This window comes from Pseudomonas corrugata, assembly GCF_001269905.1.
Lineage (GTDB): Bacteria > Pseudomonadota > Gammaproteobacteria > Pseudomonadales > Pseudomonadaceae > Aquipseudomonas > Aquipseudomonas corrugata.
On the sequence record NZ_LHVK01000008.1, the window covers coordinates 271149 to 296449 of the forward strand.

At 61.4% G+C, this 25301-nt stretch carries 12 protein-coding genes; 6 read left to right on the top strand and 6 right to left on the bottom strand.

Annotated elements, in window-relative coordinates; all coding sequences use genetic code 11:
• Positions 1–70: 70 nt before the first annotated feature.
• The 4 genes from AD665_RS12455 to AD665_RS12470 all read right to left on the bottom strand — a co-directional run bounded on the left by AD665_RS12455 (position 71) and on the right by AD665_RS12470 (position 11941).
• On the bottom strand, positions 71–2890 hold the full coding sequence (locus tag AD665_RS12455) for an RHS repeat-associated core domain-containing protein (RefSeq protein WP_053192284.1): 2820 nt from the start codon (positions 2888–2890) through the stop codon (positions 71–73).
• Between the two features lie 135 nt (positions 2891–3025).
• The gene (locus AD665_RS12460) at positions 3026–5749 is read right to left on the bottom strand and encodes an RHS repeat domain-containing protein (RefSeq protein ID WP_053192286.1); all 2724 of its coding nucleotides are present in this window, start codon (positions 5747–5749) and stop codon (positions 3026–3028) included.
• A gap of 23 nt (positions 5750–5772) precedes the next feature.
• Positions 5773–10224 (bottom strand): SpvB/TcaC N-terminal domain-containing protein, encoded by a 4452-nt coding sequence (locus tag AD665_RS12465; protein WP_053192288.1) that lies wholly within the window; start codon positions 10222–10224, stop codon positions 5773–5775.
• Positions 10225–10417: 193 nt separating this feature from the next.
• Positions 10418–11941, bottom strand: a complete 1524-nt coding sequence (locus tag AD665_RS12470) for a fumarate hydratase (protein WP_053192290.1) — start codon at positions 11939–11941, stop codon at positions 10418–10420.
• Positions 11942–12424: 483 nt separating this feature from the next.
• Here AD665_RS12470 and AD665_RS12475 point away from each other — a divergent pair, with 483 nt between their 5' ends.
• Positions 12425–13531, top strand: a complete 1107-nt coding sequence (locus AD665_RS12475) for a GGDEF domain-containing protein (RefSeq protein ID WP_024781026.1) — start codon at positions 12425–12427, stop codon at positions 13529–13531.
• Positions 13524–14471 carry an iron-sulfur-binding ferredoxin reductase gene (locus AD665_RS12480; RefSeq protein WP_053192292.1) on the top strand — a complete coding sequence of 316 codons (948 nt, stop codon included), beginning with the start codon at positions 13524–13526 and terminating at the stop codon, positions 14469–14471. Before AD665_RS12475 ends, AD665_RS12480 begins: the two co-directional genes overlap by 8 nt.
• A 173-nt stretch (positions 14472–14644) precedes the next feature.
• On the opposite strand, the gene pyk is transcribed toward AD665_RS12480, so the two are convergent.
• Positions 14645–16096, bottom strand: coding sequence for a pyruvate kinase (gene pyk / locus AD665_RS12485; RefSeq protein WP_024781024.1), 1452 nt, complete (start codon positions 16094–16096; stop codon positions 14645–14647).
• Positions 16097–16469: 373 nt separating this feature from the next.
• Between pyk and AD665_RS12490 the strand changes: the two genes are divergently transcribed.
• Together AD665_RS12490 and AD665_RS12495 are read left to right on the top strand one after the other, a co-directional pair.
• On the top strand, positions 16470–16844 hold the full coding sequence (locus tag AD665_RS12490; RefSeq protein WP_024781023.1) for a tetratricopeptide repeat protein: 375 nt from the start codon (positions 16470–16472) through the stop codon (positions 16842–16844).
• Between the two features lie 269 nt (positions 16845–17113).
• Entirely contained in the window at positions 17114–17476 is a 363-nt protein-coding gene (locus AD665_RS12495; protein WP_053192293.1) for a PilZ domain-containing protein, read from the top strand.
• A 224-nt stretch (positions 17477–17700) separates the two neighbouring features.
• Here the strand turns inward: AD665_RS12495 and AD665_RS12500 are convergent, their stop codons facing one another.
• Positions 17701–18069, bottom strand: coding sequence for a DUF6124 family protein (locus AD665_RS12500; RefSeq protein ID WP_053192295.1), 369 nt, complete (start codon positions 18067–18069; stop codon positions 17701–17703).
• A 455-nt stretch (positions 18070–18524) separates the two neighbouring features.
• Between AD665_RS12500 and AD665_RS12505 the strand changes: the two genes are divergently transcribed.
• Positions 18525–21671 carry an Ig-like domain-containing protein gene (locus AD665_RS12505; protein WP_147460402.1) on the top strand — a complete coding sequence of 1049 codons (3147 nt, stop codon included), beginning with the start codon at positions 18525–18527 and terminating at the stop codon, positions 21669–21671.
• A gap of 36 nt (positions 21672–21707) precedes the next feature.
• Entirely contained in the window at positions 21708–25283 is a 3576-nt protein-coding gene (locus tag AD665_RS12510) for a Tc toxin subunit A (protein ID WP_053192300.1), read from the top strand.
• The last annotated feature ends 18 nt before the right edge of the window (positions 25284–25301 follow it).

A 25301-nucleotide genomic window follows, 5' to 3' on the forward strand; every position in this document is an offset into this window, starting at 1 on the left:
GCGCTTCAAGGGCGGACGGGACAGGCACCATAGCATGCCGCCCGCGTGTCGTAATGCGCCCGGTGCCGGGTTATCGAAGCGCTTTTTGTGTCTGTCTCAGTTGGCCGATGGTGGCCTCCATTTCCCTGCGCAGGCCTCGCCGTGTGATGCCGTTGGAAGGGCCGAACATCTTGCTCAATGGCCGGTAGGTATCGATCGCTTCAACCCCCGCCTCGTCGAATAAAGTATCGACATAGTCCATTTGCAGGTTCAGTACGTTGATCATGTCGTTGATGTATGTATCTGCCCGGGTCAGCTTTTCTTCGGAAAGGGTCTGGCTCGCCTTGCCGATTTCATGAATGATTTCAATCGTGCCTGCGACGGCGTTGACCACCGCTCCGATTTCGTTGGCGGCAGTATTTCCCGTGGCTTTCAGGGCTGCCTTGGTGCCTGTGACCGTCGCTTCCTTACCCAACTTCAAGACGTTTTTTTGGGTCGGGGCATACGTCGCTTCGATCAGATGCCGGGCTTTGATCTGTGCGTAGGAGGAAAAGTCCATGGTCCTGTATTCGCCTTTCCTCACGATTCGGTCAGGGTCCAGTTTGCGGGATTTGAAATTCACAGCCGAGCTCAGGCTCAGCCTTTCCAGGGCGTAGTCCAGGCCAACGCTCACGGCTTTGCTGGTCACGAACCCCAACGCGGCACCCATGATGACGCCCGGGGGACCTGCGGCACTGCCCAACGCCGCGCTCCCGATTCCCACCGCCACGCCCATGCCATAGCTGACGACCTGGGCGCCCACGTGAGCGCCGATACGTAGCGCGGCGGATTGGGCGTGGTCCGCCGCCGAGCGATGGTTGGCCAGTTGGGATTGCGCTTCGCTGGCCCTGCGTGCTGTCAGTTTCATGATGTAAATGAATTTCTCGACCTCCCTGTTCAGTCGGGAAAGAGTCTTCCAGCGCTGCAATTGAGTCGCGGCCAGGGCTTTCCTGGCATCTCGCTGGGCGGGCGTCTCCAGCATCAGTCCGCTGAAATCGGTGAAGATGATCGGGTTGTTCCCGACGAACCCATAAAGATTCAATCCATCCAGGTCTCCCGCCGGATCCGAACTGACCCAGCGTTGCAGCCACGGCGCGTAATAGCGTGCGCCGTAATAATACAGACCGCTGGCGTCCATCTCCTGACCTGAATAGCGGAGCGTCTTGTAACCGGCTTCCACCTCGGAGCGGGCGGCGTACCAGGCCGTTCCGCCGAAAGGATAGTAGTGCTCCAGGCTGATCAGTGCGGCGTTGCGGTCCAGTTCCAGCGCACTGGAACCCAGGTGGTCATCGAGGCTGTAGCGCAGTTGATCGGCTTCGATACCGCTGGGTTGACCGGTTTCCCAGTGCAGGCAACGGACCTGGCCGTGGGTCAACAGACAGGTGATTACGTGCAGTTCTTCGCCGTTGGGGGCCAGGCGGATTTCAAGGCCTGGCAGGTAGCGTGTCTCGTGGCGAGTGCCTGCGCGGGTGCGGGTCTTGCTGACCCGTTCACCCTGGCTATAGAGGTATGTTTCCTCATCGTCGGACAAACCGTTGTCGCGTTTAAGCAGTGTGACCTTACTGAGTTGGTCGCGGGCATCCCACACCAAAGGCTGTGCGCCGCGTTGTAAATGCAGCTGGTTACCATGAGCATCGAACAACGTCTCGAAAACCGGCTCAGGGTCGCCTTCGGCCCAGCGTACTCCCCGGTTGCTGTGGGGGGAAATCCGTAGCGTCTGGGTGTGATTGTTGCCTGTACGAACATGACGCAGACGGGTCAGATTGTTACCGGTGTCGTAGTCATAGAATTGGGTGTAGTTGAAGCGACGTCCAGGGTCGATGGGAATGAACGGTTGTGGGAGCCCGGGTTGCAGATGCGGTATGTCCCCCTCCAGGCCACTGGCGCTGGCCAAGCGGTAGAGCGAGTCGTAGGTGAAGTCGCGATGCCCGTCCACGCGCTGGTTGGCGCAGTACACAGTGGCAACGCTGAGGTCATCGATGCGCAACACGTTGCCCACGGGGTCGTAGAAGTAGGCAAGGTTCTGGCACAAGGCTGCGTCGGTTTTTCCAGTCTTCACGGTGCTCAGCAGATCGTTGGCCGGGTCATAGGTCCAGCGCGTGATTACCCCATTGGCAGTGTCCTGCCGCTCGACCTGGCCGGCCGCGTTGTAGTGGGCGTCCAGCAGAATCTGTTGCGCGCGAGCATGCCCCTTGAGTTGCAAGTCCACCCGTTTGAGCTGCCCGCAGATGTCCAGTTGCAGAGACTGCCGGTGGCCGCCGGCGTCGGCCCGGCCTATCGGTGTACCGAGGGCGTCGTAGGTCAGCTCGGTGATGTAGTCAGTGGCGTCGGCAAAGCGGCGTACCTGACGCAAGGACTCGCCCGACAGGCCATAACTGTCCAACAGCACGACCCCCGATGGGTCGATCTGCTCAAGTAATTCTCCGCGCCGGTTATGATCAGCGTCTGCCGTGGCGTCGGCGTAGATGAAAGTATCGGTTTCGGGCTCTGCCTGGCTGTGCTCCTCAAGGAGCAGCGGGCGCAATCGAGGGTCGTAAGTGATGCGCCAATTATTGCCGCGTTCATTCCACAGTTGCAGGATCTCACCTGCCAGGCCCGGTAATACCAGGCGCCACCCGGCATCGACGCTGTCGGAGCGTAACGAGCTGCCTATCAGGGTGTACAGGCTGGCCTGGTTGGCTTTGGGCGCCTGGTCGAAAAGACGTGGGTCCCACTGCTCCAGCAGGTGGCCGGCGGCGTTATAGCGCTGGCGGGATATCAATGCGGTGGCGGAGGTTGCAACCTCACTGCGCAAATAGACAGTCTGCCGTGCCGGCAAGCCGCGCCCGTCGATGGCAACGACGTTTGGAGTACGGTAATGGACGGAGCTCATCGGTCGACGGCCTCCAGGGATGCGTCGTTTCGATCCTTAATCGAGGTCGGGTACTGAGAGGGCAATATACCCATGAAAAGACAGCGCCGAACCTGTCAGGTCTGACAGGTCACCGGGGCAAACCGGCCCATTGCGTCATCCTTTTGTGCCCTTGGTACGGGACTGCTTCAACAGGTACTGATTGTCCGTGGTGCTCATCTCTTTGTACCAGGTCATGCCTGTTTGCGCCCGATCGATGTAGTCCAGCGTGACCTGGGTTTTTCTCTGCAGGACCGAATGGTGGATCGGTGCCAGGGCTTGCCGTGGTGTCATGTAGTTGACGTTGGGCAACAAGTCGCCTGGATAGACCACCGATTGACCCAGGGTTTTGAAAGAGGCGTCCGTCGCACGCCAACGCTGTTCCACGGTGCTTTTCCATTCAGCGAGCATGGCATCGATCTTCTGGATTTTCATGGGGGTCAGCCCCATCTTGATGTCCTCGGCTTCCTGTGCCCGAACGCCCAGTTTCAGCAGATTGATGCCGGGTACCACCGAGCCTACGACTCGATTCAGGAAAAAACTCGAAAACTCCTGGACCGAGGCGCCCATGGAGTCGTCCCGAGCGAGCCCTAACCGGCTATCGATTGCCTTGATCGACATGGTCGACGTCTGCGGGATGAGCGGCCGCAACAGGCGGGCCGTCGGGAGGCTGGTTTCGGCTGTCACCTCAGCGATATCGGCGCCTATATTTCCACCGGTGAGGCCACCGGCGTAAGGGATTTCATTGAGCAATGGAACCACTGAACCCAACCCTTCCGCTCCTACGTAGCCACCCGAAAAACCGACCACGGCACCGAGGGTTTCACCCGCCAGGTTTTTCAACATCTCCTTACCGATGTTCGTCTTGTGGATGATGTTGTCGATCTGCGCCAGCGCCGTTGCGGATTCCTTCCCGAGTTCCGAAATGAAATCCGAATAGTTCAGGATCTGCCACTGGATTCTGTTCGTTCCGCTGTCCACATAGCACAATGGGTTGTTGCCCAGGAACGCATACAGATTCAACCCATCCACATCTCCCGCCGGATCGGCGGCAATCCAGCGCTGCAGCCACGGTGCGTAGTACCGTTCGTTGTAGGCATACAAACCGCCGACGTCCATTTCGCGACCCGAATAGCGCTGGGTCTTGTACCCGACTTCCAGTGCCGATCGTGCGCTCATCCATGCCGTCGCGCCGAACGGGTAATAGCCTTCGTGGCTGATCAACCGGGCTTGCTGGTCAAGTTCCATCAGGCTCGAACCCAGATGATCCTGCAGGCTGTAGCGCAGTTGGTCGTCGGCAATCCCGACCGGCTTGCCGGTAACCCAGTGCAGGCAGCGTACGTTGACGGGCCCGGCGGCGATCAGGATGACGTGCAACTCCTCGCCTGAGTCGCGCGTGCGGATTTCCAGATCAGGCAGGTAGTGCACCGCGTGGAAATGACGGGTGGTTCCGGCGTAGGCGTCGTGGCGTTTATAGACCCGCAGCCCCTGGCTGTAGTGGTAGAGTTCTTCGTCGTCGGGGGCGGCGTCACGCTTGACCAGTGTTACGGTCGTCAGCTGGTCACGGGCGTTCCATTCCAGGTCCCGGCCGGGTTGCAGTGCCTGGAGGTTGCCATGACGGTCGTACAGCGCATCGAACGACGGCGCGGGATCACCCGGCTCCCAGCGCGTGCCCCGGTTGCTGTGCGGGTCGATGAACATCTGGCGGGTGTGGCTGGCGCCGTCGCGTGCATGGTGGAGTTTGACCAGATTGCCGCCATGATCATATTCGTAGGTTTGTACGTAGTTGCGCCGGTCATTGGGGTCGGTCGGCTGCGGGAGGGCGGGATTGTCCGATGGCGGGCCATCGTCGTACCCACTGGCGCTGAGCAGGCGATACAGCGAGTCATAGCTGAAGCCGCGATGGCCGTCGACCCGCTGGTTGGCGAAATGACTGGGCCTGAAGGCCTGATCGAGGATATGAATGATGTTACCTGCCGGGTCATACGCGTATTCGAAATCCTGCAGGGTCACCTGGTCACTCAGCGTCCATTGACGCTGCAAGCGCGCATCGGCTGGATCGTAGCGCCAGTGGCTGACCGTGCCATTGCTGATCCGCTGTTCGATAATCTGCCCTGCGGCGTTGTAGTGCGCACTCTCCAGGATCGGTAGCCATTCGGCCTGCCCCACGAGTTGCAATTGGGCCTGTGCAAGCTGTCCGGCCAGGTCGTAGCGCCATCGTTTGCGATGCAGGCCGGCGTCGGTCTGCTCCAGGACGGCGCCCAGCGGATCGTAGAGGTAGCGGCTGGTAAAGGCTTTGCCATCCTCGAACATGCGTGTTTCGCGCAGCGGTCGGCCGAGCAGGCCGTAGCTGTCCAGGTGCAGGCTGCCCGAAGGGTCGGTCTGTTCGAACAAGCGCCCGCGCAGGTTGTGACCGGCATCCGCCGTACTGTCGCCATAGGTGAAGGTATCCACATCGGCTTGGCCGTTCTCCTCCAGTACTACTAGCCGCAGTTGCCCATCGTGCCGCGTGCGCCAGTGGCTGCCGCGTTCGTCCCAGCGCTGCAGGACCTCACCCGCCAGGCCCGGTAGAACCAGGCGCCAACCCGCATCGACGCTGTCGGTGCGTAAAGGATGCCCGTTCATGGCATGGCGGGTGGCCTGGTTGGGTTTGGGCGCATTCTCGAACAGGCGTGCATCCCATTGCTCGACGAGTCGGCCGGCGGCGTCGTGGCGGCGTCGGGATATCAGTGCCCTGGCCGGGGTCGAGACCTGGTTGCGCAAATAAACGATCTGCCGCGCCGGCAGGCCACGACCATCGACGACGATCAGATCTGGTGTACGCGAGTACACAGTGCTCATGGCGTGGCTTGCCTGCGCATGTTTCAGACCCCTGGATCCGTATCGTTGTAATCGAAGTCGCATTGGTACCAGGGATGATAGACATGCCAGGCTTCGTGTCCCTTGGCGTTGATGACCTTGACCAGGCGCCCTGGCGGATCGTAGAACTGCTGGTCGTGATAACCATGTACGCGCAGCGAAGCGTCGTTGATGTAGCGCCAGGCATCGGCGAAATAGGGCCGGTAGACCCGCGTCACCAAACCCTTGTTGTCGTACTCGACCCGCTCGCTCACACGCCAGCGCCGTTCGGCCAGGTGCTGGAGCGGCTGCCCGTCCTGCAACACCAGCGAACCGTCTTCGGCCACAGCATAGGCTTGCCCGGGTTCCACCCGCTGTTTGCTTTGCAGGGCACGACCGAATCCGTCGACGGCATTGATGGTGATGCGGATCTGTTGCAACGGATCGTCCGGGTAACGATCGGCGTTCAGCATGACGCTGTGGACCGGCTCCCGGGGCGCTGCCTGTATCAGCACCCGCAGGAGTTCCTGGGCGGCGCTGCGTTCGGTCAGATGTGCCAGGCGGGTGCGCGTCGAGGCACGGATGTGGCCATCGGGCAGCAGGTAGCGCTCGCTGATCCACTCGTCACGCTGCGCGGGAAGTACCAGGGCGAGATCGAGCGACCCCATCCAACTGAGCGTGTCGATGCGTACGGCACTGGCGATCCGGCCCAGGGTGAGTTCCGGATGGTCGATGGCATGACCAGGTGTCAGGTCTGCGGGCGGTTGGTAGGTGACAATATCGTCGAAGCCTGCCGGAGCGCCGCTCTCGGTGCCATGAAAGGTCACGCCCAGCGGAGCGCCCGCCGGACCGTGGAGGGCCTGCTGGATATTGTCATTGGCATCGACGATCTTGCGCGGCAATAACGCGTGGTAATCGTACTCGACCCGGGTCGTACAACCGTCCGGCAAGATCACGGCGGTGGTCATCAAGTGGTAAGGGTCGTGTTCGACGGTGGTCACCCCGTGGCTTTGGGTTTCTTGCAGGGTCGTCAGTTGGAAAAAACCTCCGAGGGGTTCGTAGGTCGCAAACCCGACTTTCCTGGACCAGAGATTTTCGCGGTCGTCCTCATCCGGGTCGTCCGGTAGAAACAGCTTCATGGGCTCAAAGCCGATGGTTTCCAACTGCTCGCGAATGTCGAAGGGGGGAGGCAGGTCGTCATAGGCTTGCAGCGCATGCTTGTCGAATTCGGCCACCTCCAGTGGGCCGCGTAGTGCCTGGAAGGCAATGTCGTCGTGTTCGTCCAACAGGTAGTTCTGTTCCTGGAGCGCGATCAATTGCCGGGCGGCGTTCCATTGCGCTGAGTCTTGATGTTCGATGAAGCTTTCATAGCTGACCTGCCGGGGGTTGAGCCCCAACGGCAGCTCACCTTTTGAACGTTGCAACCCGTTGGCCCTGGAGCGCCATGGCAGGCCCAGCCGCTGGCGCAGCCTGTCGTCATCGATCAGGTGCAGATGCTCGGCGCGTTTCTCGACGATGTGGAATACCTGTTGCTGGTCGTCATGGGCGTCGCGCCACCAGCCGTTCTCGTCATCATCGTCGAAGGGCGGTGGGTCGAAGGCGGTGAGGCGTCGGGCGTAGTGGACGAGGAAACCGTGGATAAGCTGGCCGAACTGGTTCCACTTCAGGTTGAGGGCGTGCTGGATTTGCGGGTCGTCGATAAAGCCGTCGTATTGACAGGTGATCGTCTCCAGTTCCAGCACCAGCAGGCTCTTGTGGTGGACATGGGGATGGCGCAGCAGGTAGCGCTGTTGGGTCACGGTGTAAGGCCCGACGGTGTCTGTCGGTTCGGCGGGGTGGGTTTCGGTGCGCAGTACATGGCCGCCCAGGGCATAGGCCATTTCCCGCGCGGTATCCGGGTCGGGGCTGATGATCTCGTTGGCTTCGTCGCTTTCATGGAAACGGGTCAGCAGTGTCGGGCCCAGCGGCACCGCATCGGTGTCGCCAGCGAAACAGTCCTTGAGGGGTTGATCGACGGTGCGGCCGGTGTGAAACCAGGTCTTGACCAGCACCGGTGCGGTGAAGCCGGTTGGCGTCTGGCCTTCGGGCACTTCGCTGTCGACCTGGTACAGCCGGCCGAAGCCCCTGAACTCCCGGTGGTGGCTGTCATAGTCGCCTTCGAGGTAAGTGAAGTGTTGGGTCAGGCAATTACCGGTGATTTCGTCGAGTTGTTGTTGGTGCGCCACCAGCGGCAGGGCCAGGGGCAGATAGCACGTTGGCGGTTCCTGGTTGGCCAGGCGTTGCTGCTTTTCATCCAGCCAGTACTGCGCACTGCTGCGATAGGTCAGGGTGCTGCTGCAACCCATGTTGTTGTTCATGGCCTTGAGCAGATAGGGGCGGGCCGCGACGAAGTCATAGCGCCAGTGCCCGGGCTTCATGTCGGGCGTCATGTGCGGCTTGCTCAGGATCAGGCTGGCGCAACCCAGGCCCTGCAGGTCGGCCAGGGTAACCTGGCACAGATTGTCGTACCGCACGCCTTCGGGCCATGGCACCTGCACAGGTGCCTGTTCAAGACCATTGCCGCCGCGGTTGAGGTAGATCTCGAAGCACTCGCTCCTGAGGTAGATCAGCGCCGGTGCCCCGGACCCGTCCAGGTCGGCGATGCGGACCCGGTCGGCGTCGAACTGGCTGTAACTGAAGGGCAGGGCACTCATGACAAAGCCTTCGCCGAAACGCCCGCGGCCCAGGCTCGGCCAGCACTTGATCTCGTTGCAGCGGATGCGACACAGATCGGTACTGTCGCTGCCCAGCAAATTACCGAACATCACCACCTCGCTGTGCAGGTCGCTGAACAAGGGCAGGGCGCTGTCCGGTTCATGGGGTACATTCACCCCCGGGGCAAACCCTTCCTCGCGGAGGTTGGCGTACAGCCGCACACTCTTGGGACCGATCATGGCCAGGGAGCGCAAACCGTCACCGTTCAGATCGCCCAATTGCGCGGACGGGTGCAGGAACTCCGTCGGGAAACGCTTGAAGTCCGTGAAAGTGGACCAGCTGCGGTCCGGGTTGAGGGTGTAGAAACCGCTCATGCCGGGCTGGATGATGAGCCAATTGAGGCGCCCCCTGCCCGTCAGGTCGGTCAGCACTTGCAACACCGTCGGGTTGTCGGCGGCCACCGGCATGTTCTCCAGGCGTGACCATGGACCGTAGGTGATTTTGTCGTCGTCCTCGCCGCGTTCCGGTTCACGGTAATACCAGCCATGGGTGTAGCGACACAGGAAACCCGGAACGCCCTCGCCATACAGGTCGACACAGTGATAGTGCCTGCCGTCTTCAGCGGCGGGCATCGTCTGCAATTCACAGAACGGCTCTGGTGCCGGATTGAGCTCGAAACCGTTGTAGTGCAGTTCGACGGGGGGACGGTATTCGACCCGGCCTGCGGCGTCCCAGTCGTGATAATGGGCAGCGGTCAGCAAGTTGTAGTCCAGTGCGGTGACGCTGTACTCCAGCACCAAGCGCGTGACCAGCGCCGGTTCGGTGCCCGCTTCGGCGGGGAAGTGGTGGAACATCAGTACCTGCTGGCACAGGCGCCGCGTGCCGATTTCGAAGCCGTACCGGTAGCCGTGGATCGGGTCGCTGCGCAGTAGCCATGGGGTTCCTTCAGGAACGTGCCACGCCGGTTTCTGCGCAAGATCGAGAGTGCGCTGTCCATAGTCGAACAGCAGATGGAAGTGCCAGTGTCTGCTTGTCGGATCGTCCTCTTCGAAACAGTAGAAGCTGTCGCTGGCCGTGGCGTTGCCGTAGCACACCCGTCGCAGGTAGCGCTGGGCGCGATAGTCATGGGGCCCGTCGAACGGGCCGGGATCGGCTTCGTATTCATAGAAGATGTGCTCGCCTGACGGGCCAAGTTCTTCGAGCAACAACCATTCGGCGATGCGGGCGGGCTCTTGCGGATCGGTGTCGGCAACGGGGGCGGTGATGCGCGACACTTCGCTGTTGCCGTAGCAATACAGATGGCCGTTGCTGCCCTGGACCCGCCAGAACGGCGCCTGGCCATCGTCGGGGCTCCAGAGCTCATACACATCGAATGCGCTTTCGATTCTGGGGTAATAGCGCACCACCGAGCAGGCCCGGCTACCGGGACCTGGGAGTGTACGAATGACCGGTACGCCGTCGTTGAACTCGGGCCAGCGCTCAACCCCGTCGGCGTCGATCATCACATCGTCATCGCTATAGTGCGGAACGCCCTCGCTGGTGCGGCGAGCGATGCTGGCGAGGGACAACTGCATGCCGATGCCGAAGGTGCCGTTGCCACTCTGGCTGTTGTAGTGCAACGCCAGGGCCGGTGTCAGATGGCGGGCGCTGGAAAGAGGCAAGGGCAATTCGAAAGAGGCCGCCCCCTGCGTGCCGACAGGGCCGATCCGGCTGCCCATCGTGGCAATGGATGCGCTGTTGGCAATGGTGGGGGGCACAATCTGGAGGGGCGCTTGTTCTGCCATCGGGGGATCTTCTCGTTAGGCAATGTCAGGGAATACCCGGCTGAACATGAGGATGCCAAGAGATGACCGATGGGTAACCTGTCAGATCCGACAGGTGCGTGGGCAGGCCGATAAGTGGTAGGCGTTCCAGCACAACAAAAAAAGGCCGGTGGGCTTGTCGCCCACCGGCCTTTCTACGGTGCGAAAGTGCGCGTTACTGCACTTCTACCGCCAGGCTGTCACTGATCTTCTTCTGCCAGATGGCCGGGCCGGTGATGTGCACCGACTCGCCCTGGCTGTCGACCGCAACGGTCACCGGCATGTCCTTGACCTCGAACTCGTAGATCGCTTCCATGCCCAGTTCGGCGAATGCCAGGACCTTGGATTTACGGATCGCTTGAGCCACCAGGTACGCGGCACCGCCAACGGCCATCAGGTAGACGGCCTTGTTGTCTTTGATCGCTTCGATAGCGGTCGGGCCGCGCTCGGATTTACCGATCATGCCCAGCAGGCCGGTCTGTTCGAGGATCTGGCGGGTGAACTTGTCCATCCGCGTGGCGGTGGTCGGACCGGCTGGGCCAACCACTTCGTCGCCTACCGGGTCGACCGGGCCGACGTAATAGATGAAGCGACCCTTGAGGTCTACCGGCAGGGTTTCACCCTTGTTCAGCATCTCGACCATGCGCTTGTGCGCTGCGTCGCGACCGGTGAGCATCTTGCCGTTGAGCAGTACGGTTTCGCCCGGCTTCCAGCTCTGCACTTCTTCCGGGGTCAGGGTGTCGAGGTTCACGCGACGAGCCGACGGGCCGGCTTCCCAGACGATTTCCGGGTAGGCATCCAGCGGTGGCGCTTGCAGCTCAGCCGGGCCTGTGCCGTCCAGCACGAAGTGGGCGTGACGGGTGGCGGCGCAGTTGGGGATCATGCACACCGGCAGGGAGGCGGCGTGGGTCGGGTAATCCATGATCTTCACGTCGAGCACGGTGGTCAGGCCACCCAGGCCCTGGGCACCGATGCCCAGTTGGTTGACCTTCTCGAACAGCTCCAGGCGCATCTCTTCGATACGGTTCTGCGGACCGCGGGCCTTGAGCTCATGAATGTCGATGGATTCCATCAGCACTTCCTTGGCCATGACCGCGGCTTTCTCGGCGGTGCCGCCGATGCCGATGCCGAGCATGCCCGGTGGGCACCAGCCGGCACCCATGGTCGGAACGGTCTTGAGTACCCAGTCGACGATGGAGTCGGACGGGTTGAGCATGGCCATTTTCGACTTGTTCTCGGAGCCGCCGCCCTTGGCCGCCACATCCACTTCCACGGTGTTGCCCGGGACGATGGAGTAGTGGATGACCGCAGGGGTGTTGTCCTTGGTGTTTTTGCGTGCACCCGCCGGGTCGGCGAGGATGGAAGCGCGCAAGACGTTTTCCGGCAGATTGTAGGCGCGACGCACGCCTTCGTTGATCATGTCGTCCAGGCTCATGGTCGCACCGTCCCAGCGCACGTCCATGCCCACTCGTACGAACACGGTCACAATGCCGGTGTCCTGACAGATCGGCCGATGGCCGGTGGCGCACATGCGCGAGTTGATCAGGATCTGCGCCATGGAGTCACGGGCCGCTGGCGACTCTTCGCGCAGGTAGGCTTCGTGCATCGCCTGGATGAAGTCCACGGGGTGGTAATAGGAAATGAACTGCAGGGCGTCGGCAACGCTCTGAATCAGGTCGTCTTGCTTGATCACGGTCATGAGTCGCGCTCCTCTCTAAGACGGGAACATTCAATAAGGTACCGCTCGTTTGGGTGCATCGGTCGACGGGCGGCACCTCTTAAGACACGCCGGGCATGCTGGCGCGACGCTAAAAAGGCGCGGCAGTATATCGCAGGCGGGCATCCTGTGGGAGCAAGCAGCCCCTGTGGCGAGGGGATTTATCCCCGCTGGGCTGCGAAGCAGACCGAAAAGCTGCTGCTGCGGTGTGTCAGGTTAATGTGTACCTATCATTTAGGGCCACTTCGCGCCCCAGCGGGGATAAATCCCCTCGCCACAGATAAATCCCTCAGCACAAGGGGGGGCGTCGAGCAAGAAACACTGCGTCAATATAGGCCATTGCTTTGACGCCATTTTTCTGCTCCAGAATTGAATGGTCATTTGTCCTACACGCCACTAAAGTGGCGTCTGGCCTGTAGCGTAGGACGCCTCCTGTCAGTTTCCTTTCCCATGGTGAGTCAACGATTGACCCATAACGCCATTCAACGTCTCCTGCTCAAACGCTTCGCCCTGGCGGCCGCGACTTACGCGCTGGCGCTGGTATTGTTGTGGCTGGCATTTTTCAGTGGGCATTACCTCGACTCGTTACGCGGCGTCATCATCGGCAGCGCCTTGGTGGTGCTGTGTCAGGGTGCCTTGTTCGCAGTGTTTATCAGTGGTCGCAACCTGCGTTTTGCCGACCCCAGTCTCACCGAAGCGCAAGTCCTGATCGGCCTGGGCTGGCAGACCTGGATGATGGGACATCTGGACCAGGCCCGGGGCCTGTTCCTGGTGTTCTATGTACTGATCCTGCTGTTCGGGCTGTTCCACCTGTCCCGCCGGGCTTTTGTGCGTTGCGCGATGCTGGTGTTCTTCAGTTTCACCGGCCTCACCCTTTGGGACGCCTGGTTTTTCCGGCTTTCCGACCCCACGCTGGCCGGCTTGCAGGTGTGCGTGCTGTTTATCGTGCTGGTCTGGCTGGTGCTTTACGCCCGCTATGTCCAGACGTCGCGCCAACGCATGCGTCAACGGCGGTTTGCCTTGCAGGCGCACCAGGACACCCTGCGCGGCATGATGCGCCAGCTTGAAGACCTGGTGGCGACCGATGAACTGACCGGCCTGTTCAATCGCCGGCATTTCCTGCGCCTGGCGTCCCGTGAACTCAACACCCTCAAGCCGGACATGGCCCATGGCCTGGCCTTGATCGATCTTGACCATTTCAAGCGCATCAACGACCTGCACGGCCATGCTGCCGGCGATCAGGTGCTTCAGGCTTTCGCCAGCGTTGCCACGGCCTGCCTGCGCGAAGGCGACGTGCTGGCGCGCTATGGCGGCGAAGAATTCGTCATGCTCCTGCCCGCCTGTGACCCCGTGCGCCTGACCGCTTGTTGCGAGCGGTTGCGCCTGGCGTTTGCCGCCGTCGAGTTGACCGGTTTGCGAGTGGGAGCTCTCAGCCTGTCGGCGGGCATGACGCTGTTGGAGATGGACGATGACCTGGACAGCGCATTGCAACGTGCCGACCAGGCCTTGTACCGTGCCAAGCGAGACGGCCGTAATCGGTGTGCCGCCGCCTGGGAGAATGTCGATGCCTGAACTGACGGTCGCCGGCCGGCAATGGACGGTCGCGCCGGGCAGTAACTTGCTGGACGCGTTGAATCAGTCCGGGGTGCCTGTGCCCTACAGTTGTCGCGCCGGCAGTTGTCACGCCTGCCTGGTGCAATGCTCCGGCGGCGATGTGCGCGACGCTCGGCCCGATGCCTTGAGCCCGGCACAGCGCGATCAGGGCTGGCGGCTGGCCTGCCAATGCCAGGTGGTCGAAGATGTGCAGATCCATACGTTCGATCCGCAACGTGACGGTCAGGCTGCCCAGGTGGTGGCGGCGGACTGGTTGGGCCCCGACGTGCTGCGTTTGCGCGTCACCCCTGAACGGGCGTTGCGCTACCAGGCCGGGCAGCACCTGGTGTTGTGGCTCGGCGACGTCGCCCGGCCCTATTCCCTGGCGAGCCTGCCTGAGGAGGACCGTTTCCTGGAGTTTCACCTCGATTGCCGCCAGCCCGGGCAATTTATCGACCGGGCTCGATCCCTGAATGTGGGGGACCCGATCCGCCTGGGTGAACTGCGCGGCGGTGCGTTGCATTACGATCCCGCCTGGCACGACAGGCCGCTGTGGCTGCTGGCCGCCGGTACCGGGCTGGGTCCGTTGTTCGGCATCTTGCGCGAAGCCCTGCGCCAGCAACATCGGGGGCCGATTCATCTTGTGCATGTCGCCCATGACGCCAGCGGGCATTACCTGGGCAAACCCCTGGCGGCGCTGGCCGCCAAGTACCCCCAACTCAGCGTCCAGTTGCTGACCTCGCTGGAGGCACCTTCAGCGCTGGCGCAACTGCGGCTGGCTTCCCGACAAACCCAGGCCTTGGCCTGCGGCCATCCCGAGCGGGTCGAAGCCTTCGCCAAACGCCTCTACCTGGCCGGCTTGCCGCGCAATCAGTTGCTGGCGGATGTGTTCCTTACCCGTGAGGACGGCGGGGGCTGAGCCACCGCCATCGCGAGCAGGCTCGCTCCCACAGGGTCTGGTGGTGTATGCCAATGCGGCGTACATCGCTGATCCACTGTGGGAGCGAGCCTGCTCGCGATGGCGTCCGTCCAGGCAAAGCAAAAAAAGCCCCGCCATTCACATGGCAGGGCTTTTGTCTTTCAGCGGGGCACTCAGACCATCGGGTCGCCGACGTGCAGGATTTTCATCCCGTTGGTGCCGCCGATGGTGTGGTAGCTGTCGCCCTTGGTCAGGATGACCCAGTCACCGGTCTGCACCACGCCGCGCTTGACCAACTCGTCCACCGCCGCCTGGCTGACTTCGCCCGGTTGCAGGGCGGCCGGATCGAACGGCACGGTGTAGACGCCACGGAACATGGCGACACGGGCCTGGGTTTCGCGATGCGGGGAGAACGCGTAGATCGGCACCGAAGAACGGATGCGCGACATGATCAGCGGCGTGTAGCCACTTTCGGTCAGGGCGATGATCGCCTTTACGCCCGGGAAGTGGTTGGCGGTGTACATCGTCGCCAGGGCGATGCTCTCGTCGCAGCGCTCGAAGGTCTTGCCGATGCGATGGCTGGAGGTCTTGCCGGTCGGGTGTTTTTCCGCGCCCATGCAGATGCGTGCCATGGCCTGCACCGCTTCGAGGGGGTATTGGCCGGCGGCACTTTCGGCCGAGAGCATCACGGCGTCGGTGTAGTCGAGCACGGCGTTGGCTACGTCGGACACTTCGGCGCGGGTCGGCATCGGGTTCTGGATCATCGACTCCATCATCTGGGTCGCCACGATCACCGCCTTATTGTGGCGGCGTGCATGCAGGATGATCTTCTTCTGGATGCCCACCAGCTCGGCGTCGCCGATTTCCACGCCGAGGTCGCCACGGGCCACCATCACGGCGTCGGAGGCCTTGATCAGGCCGTCGAGGGTTTCGTCGTCGGCCACGGCTTCGGCGCGTTCGATCTTCGCCACCAGCCAGGCGGTGCCGCCGGCTTCGTCGCGCAGTTGACGGGCGTATTCCATGTCGGCGGCGTCACGGGGAAAGGACACGGCGAGGTAGTCGACTTCCATTTCCGCGGCCAGCTTGATGTCGGCCTTGTCTTTTTCAGTCAGGGCCGGTGCCGTCAGACCGCCGCCGCGACGGTTGATGCCTTTATGGTCCGACAGCGGGCCGCCGATGGTCACGGTGCAGACCAGTTCGGTGGCGGTAGCGGCGTCGACGCGCATCACCACGCGACCGTCGTCGAGCAGCAGTTCGTCGCCCACGCCGCAGTCCTTGACCAGGTCCGGGTAGTCGATGCCGACCACTTGCTGGTTGCCTTCGGTCAGCGGATGGCTGGTGGAGAAGGTGAAGGTGTCACCGATCTTCAACTCGATACGCTTGTTGGCGAATTTGGCAATACGGATCTTGGGGCCTTGCAGGTCACCCAGCAGGGCTACGAAGCGGCCGTGCTTGGCGGCGAGGTCGCGCACCAGCTTGGCACGAGCCTTGTGCTCGTCGGGGGTGCCGTGGGAAAAGTTCAGACGGGCAACGTCCAGGCCAGCCAGAATCAGCTGTTCGAGAACTTCCGGCGAATTACTGGCCGGGCCAAGGGTAGCGACGATTTTGGTGCGACGGACGGACATGCAAGACTCCTCAAGTTCAAGCGCCAGCGAAGGCTACTATGGTCTTTGGGTGTAGTCATTGTTCATATGCACTACTTATTCGTTTCTTTTTCGAAGTGAACATTCCCGAAGATTTTCACGCCTCTTTGGCCTGGATCACTCTTGTGGCCATGAGCATTCATCTGTGGCGAGGGGATTTATCCCCGCTGGGCTGCGAAGCGGCCCCAAAGCCCTGTTACTCGGTGTCTCAGGCGGATTGAGTCGCCGGTGTTGGGTCTGCTTCGCAGCCCAGCGGGGATAAATCCCCTCGCCACAAGAGCGAGCCCGGCGTCATATAGAGTTGAAGATTTCTAAGGGTAGGCCGATACAGCGCTCAAGACAGGAGAACCTTCCCATGCGATTCGTGCTTTTTATTGCCCTGGCCCTGAGCATCACGGGCTGCACCCGGTGGTCGATGAACCATCACATGAATCTGGCCTACAAGGCCTACGACCGTGGCAATTGCGACCAGGTGATGCTCGAACTGTCCCAGGTCGACCGCGCCAGCCGGGCCCGTCGCTATATGCAGCCGGAAGTCTCGATGCTGCGGGGCCAGTGCCTGGAGCGGCAGAAACTGTTCGTCGACGCGGCGCAGACCTATCAGTTCATCATCGCGCAATACCCCACCAGCGAATATGCCTTCCGCGCCCGTGCCCGGCTCGAAACCCTCGAAAGCCTGGGGCATTACCCGACCCGCAGTGCCTCGGCGATCCGCCCGACCGCGTTCTGATCGTCACCGCGGCACAGCCGCCGAGGGATATTCCCCGGCGGATGGCCGGCAACGTTGCGGACTGGCTTCCGTCCCTGCTTGAGCTATATTTGTACAACTCGTGGCTAGAGCAAGATCTCTAATGTCGAGGCAACACCTGTGACCGGCAGGAACAGGCTCAAGACGCTTGCAAGCGTCTGGCACCGGGATCGGGGAGAGCGGGCTCGCTTGGGCTCGTTCCGAAGCATTGGGTAGGCCCTTGTTGAGGGCTGGGAAAAGCGATACGAAACATGTACAAAAAACGTCGAATTGATCGGCAGGATCTGCCGTGCTTCTTGAAAGTGTTCAACGGCGTCAACGACAGGCTTATTGGTTATCTGGGAAACGTTTCTGAACATGGCCTGATGCTGATCAGCACGTTGCCGTTGATGGTCGGCGCAGACTTTGAGCTGCACCTGAAAATCCCCGCCGCTGATGAAGGGCCGCAGAGGGATATCAAGTTGAAGGCCACCTGCCTGTGGTGCCATGAAGACGTGACGCCACAGCATTTCGACGCCGGCTTCAGCCTCCATGGGACGCCGCCGGAATATGGACAACTGGTCAGCGCGCTGCAGCAATATTTCAGTTTCCACTCCTTGCCGGCTTCGGCTTGAGGCCGCCTGACTTTTTTTTGCAGGTTTACTTCAAGCCAGTGACGGGGGAGGGGCAAGATCAGGCTGAGCCCGATCCCCTGTGGGAGCGAGCCTGCTCGCGATAGCGGTCGGCCAGTCACATTAATATTGAATATGCCGCCGTCTTCGCGAGCAGGCTCGCTCCCACAGGTCCTGCATCAACCCTGTGCTTCACAGGGCATTCGAGCGTCGCGACCTCACGGTCTTCAGCGCTGGATCTTCTCTTCGCCGTCCAGCAGCCTCTCCAGCAACAACACCCCCATCTCGCCCATCTGGTGAATCGCCAGGGCCAGGTTGCGCGGGGCACCTTCCAGATCTTCCGATAAATCCAGAATCAGCGTACTGACCGAGCAGAAGGTTTCGTAGGTGTGCGCGAGCATGCCCTCGGGATCGGCGTCGGGGGCGACGATGAAGTAATCCAGGTGCTTGGCGGCTTTCGGATCGGGTTGGCCGTTGTCGGGCTTGAGGTAGTAGTCCAGGGCTCGTTGGGCGGCCTGGTCGAGCTTGGCGGGGTCGAGGGTTTCGTGGGGGGACAGTGGGTCGGTGTGCGGGGGATTGGGTGTTGGTTTGATCATGTTTCGTTATCCATTAAATGGGCTACCACCGACTCGCGACTAAACGAGGGTGGCGGCTGAACGCAGGTTAGTCGACCGGGAGGATAACGAAAGAACCGGCGCGCCCGAGGGCGCCCTGCGCACAGCCACCATTAAGCACGGGGACAGGGAACCCGACTGGATGATGCTTATGCACTTCGTTATACCTCCCGGGCGACTAAACCCGACCGCTGGATATCAGCGACGCGAATCAAGTTACGGGGCAAGGCCAAGGCACACAAGCCGGCGGATTCTGGCGGATCTGTAGTCCGTTGCGCAAGGTGCTGTAGTCAAACGGTTTATTCCTCTCCAAGCCTCGCCGCTCGTCGGGACTGTCAGAACCAACAGGTGCTGGCGTGAGCACGCCTGTCATCTACTGGTTCAAGCGCCTAGGCGATGTTGCCACCCGAAACTTTCTTATAGTTGAGCGAGTAGTCATGCAAAGTGATGACGGTGTTGAGCAGAGCGAGTCCACAGGGAAACCCGACGATAATATTGCCGATGGGTTCACCAATGTCGGTGAAACCCGCGCAGTGAGAACCTTAAGGGCCAGTAGTGGTGCGGCTTATTGGGCTGAACTGGAACTTAACGCCATATGGTCTGGGAATGGCAAAGCGTTCACTGTAGAAACCATACGGTATAGAGCAGCGGACAATGGTCGGAATAAAGGAGACATTAAGCTGGGGCTGGTTTCAGCAGATGACACCGGTTGGGGGGATCCCTTAGAGAAAAATGCGATCCAAGACGGACAATGGCACAGTTTTGTGAAAACTCGCTCCGTGGCGGGGAATGTCGATCATGCGATCATACATTTCAACTTCATATATGACAGGGGGGGCACGACCGACAAGAACATGACGGCGCAAGCCGAAGTAGAGTACGTCATTCCTAAGCCCTCTATAACCCCAATCAGAAATGTCAACGCCCGAAGGTTTTATGTTTATGGGGCGGGGGGCATATTTAACGGGGGGACGGTGTTTGTACGAACCAGTATCGACCCTGTCCACCACGTTGCACAGATAACGACGGTAAACGGAACCTGGCAAGCCCTGGTCAGCCTTTCGGCAGACGGGCGGCACATGACGCTGGACGCCTATCAGAAGATGGCCGGCAGCCTCAAAGAGTCCGAACGTGCAGCCAGTCAAGACATCTATCTGGCTTACATCACCGCACCCGCCGCCAATGCTGTTCTAGGCATTGGGGACAAGTTCAAGGGCTTTGGCGCCCCTGGAAGTAAAGTCAAAGTGGTCATGAGCGACAATCAGGGTTTTCAATTGACGCCCGAAGTGACGGTGACTGCGAACGACACTTGGGAAGCGGCTATTGATGCAGTACTCCCGGAAGGCTCTATCGCGGTAGTGGCAATCTTTGAGTTGGCGGGTTTCCCCAGCGTTATTTCCGAACCCGTGACCTACACCGTATTGCGCCCGCCGGCCATCACAGTTCCTGCCGCCAATAGTATTCAGGCACAAACCTTTAACCTCAGCGGTAACAACGCACTCAAAGGTGCAACGGTGACAGTCTATCGCGATCCGTCGGAAACCAGTGTGGGTCACACGCTGGTCACGCAGGACAATGGTAGTTGGAGTGCAGACGTGACCGTGGCGGCGGGGCCTACCTCGCTGGCTGCCTTGCAAACATTGAACGGGAAGGACTCGGGTCGTAGTTCGCCTAGAGCGTTCAAGATAAAACCGCCGAAACTGTTTGATATCCAAGTCACCTACCCCAGGCCCGGCACGGCGAGATTTTCCGGCGCCGGCCACGCCGGCGCCACGGTGGATGTTCATAAAACCGGCGTTAACGACCCGCAGGTCAGCACTGGCGTCAGTGGCGGCCAGTGGGCGGTGGAATGGTCCGATCAGCCGCCGGGAAGCTACTCGGTGGATATCCGGCAAAAACTCCCCGACGGTTCCGCCTGGATTCATTCGGATTGGAGCGACAGGCTCACGGTCACGATACCTGTGCCGACGCCGACCTTGGAGGTTCAGGTTGGCGGGGACCGCAAACCTGTGTTTTCCGGTATCGGTCACAGTTGGACGGGACAACCTGCGGCGCAGATCGAGGTGCTGCGGGTGGGCGAATCGACGCCTGCCGTGCCGACTGTCGAGGTTGCCAACAACAGGTGGTCAAGCGCTGCGACCGAAGCCTGGAATCCGGGGACTTACTCCGTCGAAGCCCGGCAGTTGTTCAATAACCTCTCTTCCGAGCCCACTTCAAAGCAATTCGTCATCCGGGCCCCGGTCCCCACCGTGGAGGTTCGCCAGGACGGCCTGACCCCACGCTTCTCCGGCACCTGCCTGAATGGTGCGCAGGTGCAGCTTCAGTTCGATGGGGACCCGAACTCCCCCTATGCCGCGCAAGTGAGCGGTGCCACTTGGAGCTTCACTCGGCAGGAGCCCTTCATGCCCGGCACTTATACCGCCAGGGTCACGCAGTCCTTCGGCGGCCAGACCTCGGATGAGGTGTCCCAACCGTTCGAGGTCGTCGTGTTGCGGCCGGTCATCACCTCACCGGTGAATGATGAAGAGGTGGATCACAACCCGATCATCCAGGGCACGGGTGGTATCCCTGGGGCTTTGATGCGCGTGTTTGATTTTGTATCAGAAACCCTTCTCGGCGAAGCCGAGGTCACCGGCAACGCATGGTCGGTGCCCATTACCGAGGATCTTGCGTTTGACGATCACAGGGTTTACGCGGTCCAGCAGTACGGCGAGTTTCCTTCCGAGGCCAGCGAGCCCGTCAGCTTCAAGGTGATCCTGTTTCCGCCCACCATCGACCATCCCCAGCCGGGCGATGCCATTGCCCGGGTTTCGGTCATTGACGGCTATGCCCGCAAAGTGTCGGGGCTGGACACGGCCACCGTCGAGTTGTGGCTCGACGGGGCGGACGAGCCGTTGGCGACGGTCCGGGCCAGAGGCAACGATGGCTACTGGTTCTATGACGCGCACCTGCCGGTGGGCACCTATACGCTGCGTGCCAAGCAGTTCTTCAAGGACAAGGACTCCGATTTCAGTCCCGACCATGCCTTCACCGCCGTGCCGGCCATCCCGGTCATCGAGTCGCCGGCACTGCAGCAGCACCTTGGTGCAACGGTGACGATTTCCGGGCATGGCTACACCGGCGACTGGGTCGAAGTGGCCTGGAGCGATGCACCCGACACGGTGTTGGGCAGGGTGCAGGTGCAGGCGAACCGGACCTGGTCGATGCCCCTGGCTATCGAGCGCCCAGCCGGTCCTCATTCATTGATCGTGCAGCAGGAGTGCGACGGGTACAGCTCCGGGTGGAGCGCGACCCATGAGGTGCTGTTGCTGTCCCGGGCACCGACGTTCACGACGCCGGAAGCGGGGCAGTGGTTCGCGGGTACGGCGTTCTTCGAAGGCACCGGTGAGAGCGGCAAGCGCGTTGAGGTGTCGCACTGGTTCGATGCCCGGCAGGTGATCGCCCCGGACCTTGCGGTGGCCGACGGCACTTGGGCAGGCTCGCCCCGGGAGCCATTGACGCCAGGCCCGCACTGGGTGAAGGCGTGGCAGGCCGGCTCGGACTGGGGAGAAAGCCCGCGTTTTGACGTGGCCCAGGAGCTGTAGCCACTTCGTCTTCAATACTTGAAACGGAGCACTGCGATGAAAGATTCTCCGGCGCAAATCGCCAGTCGTTTTTGCGAACAGCTCCTGGCGGGGCGACAGTCCGAGCCTCTGTCCGACCTTGGGCAGTATTTCGCGGCGGGTGGCTCGGTGTGTGCCCTGGCACGCAAAGGGGCATCCGGGCTGGTGAACGAGTACGGGCTGGAACCCGAAGCTGCCCAGGCGCTTACTTTGCGCCTCAACGGCTTGGCAACGTGGGTGCTGCGCGGCTTCATCGAAGATCAACTGACCCGTCAGGAGCCGCTTCCTTCTCACCTGCGCCAAGGCCTGCTGGCGTTGGTCCCGGGGCCCACCTATGAAGAGCTGTTCAAGCCCAACTTCAGTAATAAATGCCCGGCGGACGCGATCGAAGCCATCCATTCGCCCGTGGCCTATGCGGTGTGGCTCAAGCACTGGTCCGAGCGCCGCCTCATCCCTTCCGAAAACGAGAATGCTTACGCGCTCGCTCTGCGCCGCAAGGACCTGGGACTGCTGCGCGTCGACCCGGTGACGACATATCGGGTGGTGTCATCGGTCGAGGTGGTCAGCGCCGTGCTGGAAAAGTCCATCGAAGACTCCCTCAGTGAGGGCGTCGATCTGGATGAGATGCTGAGTCGCCGACGCTACCCCAACGGGCTGCCTTATCACCACCCGTGGGTCACGTTGGATGAGTGGACCCGGGATCTGAAACTGTCCATTGGCCGTGTCGTGCAGCTGTGCGATCCAGCGTTTCCCTATTTCCTGCGGGCGCTGCCCTGGGGGGGCAACAGCGGCGCAGCCCTGACCCAGGCGGCCCGGCTCAGCCCGGTGTTGCGGCAGCTCATGGTGGAAGAGTCGCTTTTCCCCGAGGGGGACACCGATGACTGGTTCAAGGAGAACTTCGGGGCGCGAGGCATTGAGCCGCAGAACCTGAACCAGACGGCGTTTTTCAACCAGCGGACCAAACTGACTCAGCGTGGACTGGAGGCCTTGCTCTCGGTCGAGTCGTTTGCCCCTTCGCTGTCCGACCATGTGCTGATACTCGATACAGTGATTACCCCCGGACATTCGGGTTCGGTGTTCGTCAACAATGGGTTGGCGGATGACTCGATGAGCATCACCTATGGCGGCGATGCCAGCACCAATAGAATCATCGGGCTCATTGAAGACGTGACCTTCAATGACAGAATCGATCGGCTCAACCGCAAGATCCGACTGGACAACGCGTTGCAATTGCCCAGCCATGAAACCGATGCACTGCTGACAGCGATCATCGCTGCCGAGCTGAATCCCGAGGCACGGGTGGGTGGCACGTCAGCCACGGAACCGCCCGATTACTGGATGACGAGCAGCACTGTTCGGGCCCTGGGACTGTTTCAGATGTTGCGGGAAGACTACCGCTGCTCGGCGGAAGAATTCGCAGCGTTCGTTGGCGACATTTCGATTTTCGGACGGGGCACCGAGCTGTCGCAATTCGATCGGGTGTTCAACCGCGACGTGCTGTCCACACCGGCATTGCGGATGGACGATGGTGCGTTCGCGCTGGTGCCGCAGACCGAGGCCGACGCATTGACTGTCGCGCAGATCTGCGGTGGCCTGAACATCGACCTGGCGACCTATTTCAACCTGGCCCCGTTGATCGCCAGCGCCCAGGGCCTGACGGCGCTCAAGCGGAGCCGGTCGGTGTTGTCCGCGTTCTACCGCATGGCCAGGCTGCCGCAGTTGTTAGGGATCGCGCCGAATGTGGCGGTGGAAATCTTCAACCGGTTGAGCGGCGAAGCCGGGCTCGCTGCGCTGCTGGGCTCGCCGGCGATCAATGCCCGCGCTGATTCGGAGTCACCGGACGCCTTGACCCAGATCCAGTGCCTGGAGGGGTGGGTGCGCTGGTGCGCCAACCATAACCTGGACGTGGCCTGGACCCTGGCGCGCGTCAAGCCCGTGCTTGCGCCCACCGAACCTGCGGAGGCACAGGCCCGGCTGTTCGATCAGATCCGTTCGCAGCTCGCGCCCGCGCTGTTTACCGAGGCCGCGTTGCGCATGGGCGGTGTTTCGCCGTTGTCCAACGACCGGCAATGGACCCAACAGTTGCTGGAGCTGGTCGATGAGCAGGGGGTGGTCATTCACCGCAGCGAATCCGCCGACCCGGCTTACGAGGATTATGCTCGGGAAGTGGTCGAGCGCGTGGTGCGGCGAGTGCTCGGTAAAGACGATCCACAGACCGTCGAACAGATCGTCGCGGTGTTGCTGAGCAGCCGTGCCGGCCAGCGTGGCGTGGTTCAGGAAAGCCTGGCGGTGTTTGGCGAACTGGCCCCGCCCCTGGCGTTGCCGGTGCTGACTTGGGCGGGCAGCACGGTGCAAGAGGTGCTGGTCTATGTGGCGGGACGCTCAACGGCGGATGTTCCGTCAAGCGCCGGTGAGGAGGATGAGCCCGGCGATCCGTTCCTCGGCATGCTCAACGGTTTTATCGGTCGCAGCGAGGTCGTGAAGACGCTGAAACTGAGTGCGGAATTCCTGACCCTTTACCTCGTCATCGGCGATGGCGTTGAAAATGCACCCGCCAGCGCTCCCTTAACGCCCAGCGCTTTGTACTACCTGACAATCTACAACCGCGCCGTCGCGCTCAGCGAGGAGCCCGAATCACAGCTGCTCGATTACCTGCAGCGGGTCAATGAACTGCCCGGTGACCTGTCCAGCGACGGCCTCCGGCTGGTACAAGCCCATGCCGCCGAGCTGCTGGCCGAACTCTTCGGCTGGAGTGCCGAGGAAGTGCTCGCCTGCGCCAAGCGTGTCAACGGCGGGCAGGGTTACATCCGCAGCCTGCAACACCTGGACCTGTTCACACGCCTGCGTGAGTTCTCGCTCCAGAGCACCCTCGATGCGTCGACCACATTGAAAATGGGCACGTTGCTACCCGACGCGTCCTTCAGCGCCTATCGGGACTTGGCCGATCAGGTCACGGCCCGGTTGGCGGACCCCGACCGGACGTCACCCTTGTACGGCCTCCACGCCGCCGGTGATCGGGTCGAGGTCCAAAGCACGGTGGGTACTACCGAACTGGTTGCCAACAGCAATGAAACCACGCAACTGACCGTCACGGTGACCCTTGGGCAGGAGCCCCAGATGTACGTCAATGTGTATTGGGGGGCGACGCTGTGCCGTGTCGAACCGCAGAAGTCCACCACCAATGAGCAGGGGCAGGCCACCGTCACGGTGCATGCCGGTCATGCTATGGGGCGCGACGTGATCAGTTACCGGCTCGACGCCCGCGAGCCGCAGCCAGCGGCGACGATCACCCTGGGCAATGATCCGTCCAGTTTCGAACTGGCGCGTCCGCAGGGCGATTTCATCATCCAGGAGGAAAAAGTCGGCGTTGACGTCACGCTGCGGGCGCTCATGTACGACAGACATGGCAACCCGGCTGCCCATGAGGCGGTGACCTGGAATCTCGACCCGCTTCTCCCCGTTGCAGGCAAGACCAATGCCGAGGGGATAACCGAGGTGACGTTCACCAGCGCGACACCGCTGGAGATTGAAGAGCCGATAGTCAGGAGGGGCAGCATCGATTTGGGCTTTCGCCCCATCAAATTCGTCCCCTGAAACACCGCCCCACCCAGC

Excerpts from the sequence above, each read along its gene's own strand:
- AD665_RS12455 (WP_053192284.1), bottom strand. The coding sequence starts at position 2,890 with ATGAGCTCCGTCCATTACCGTACTCCAAACGTCGTTGCCATCGACGGG.
- AD665_RS12460 (WP_053192286.1), bottom strand. The coding sequence starts at position 5,749 with ATGAGCACTGTGTACTCGCGTACACCAGATCTGATCGTCGTCGATGGT.
- AD665_RS12465 (WP_053192288.1), bottom strand. The coding sequence starts at position 10,224 with ATGGCAGAACAAGCGCCCCTCCAGATTGTGCCCCCCACCATTGCCAAC.
- AD665_RS12470 (WP_053192290.1), bottom strand. The coding sequence starts at position 11,941 with ATGACCGTGATCAAGCAAGACGACCTGATTCAGAGCGTTGCCGACGCC.
- AD665_RS12480 (WP_053192292.1), top strand. The coding sequence starts at position 13,524 with ATGCCTGAACTGACGGTCGCCGGCCGGCAATGGACGGTCGCGCCGGGC.
- pyk (WP_024781024.1), bottom strand. The coding sequence starts at position 16,096 with ATGTCCGTCCGTCGCACCAAAATCGTCGCTACCCTTGGCCCGGCCAGT.
- AD665_RS12490 (WP_024781023.1), top strand. The coding sequence starts at position 16,470 with ATGCGATTCGTGCTTTTTATTGCCCTGGCCCTGAGCATCACGGGCTGC.
- AD665_RS12495 (WP_053192293.1), top strand. The coding sequence starts at position 17,114 with ATGTACAAAAAACGTCGAATTGATCGGCAGGATCTGCCGTGCTTCTTG.
- AD665_RS12500 (WP_053192295.1), bottom strand. The coding sequence starts at position 18,069 with ATGATCAAACCAACACCCAATCCCCCGCACACCGACCCACTGTCCCCC.
- AD665_RS12505 (WP_147460402.1), top strand. The coding sequence starts at position 18,525 with ATGCAAAGTGATGACGGTGTTGAGCAGAGCGAGTCCACAGGGAAACCC.
- AD665_RS12510 (WP_053192300.1), top strand. The coding sequence starts at position 21,708 with ATGAAAGATTCTCCGGCGCAAATCGCCAGTCGTTTTTGCGAACAGCTC.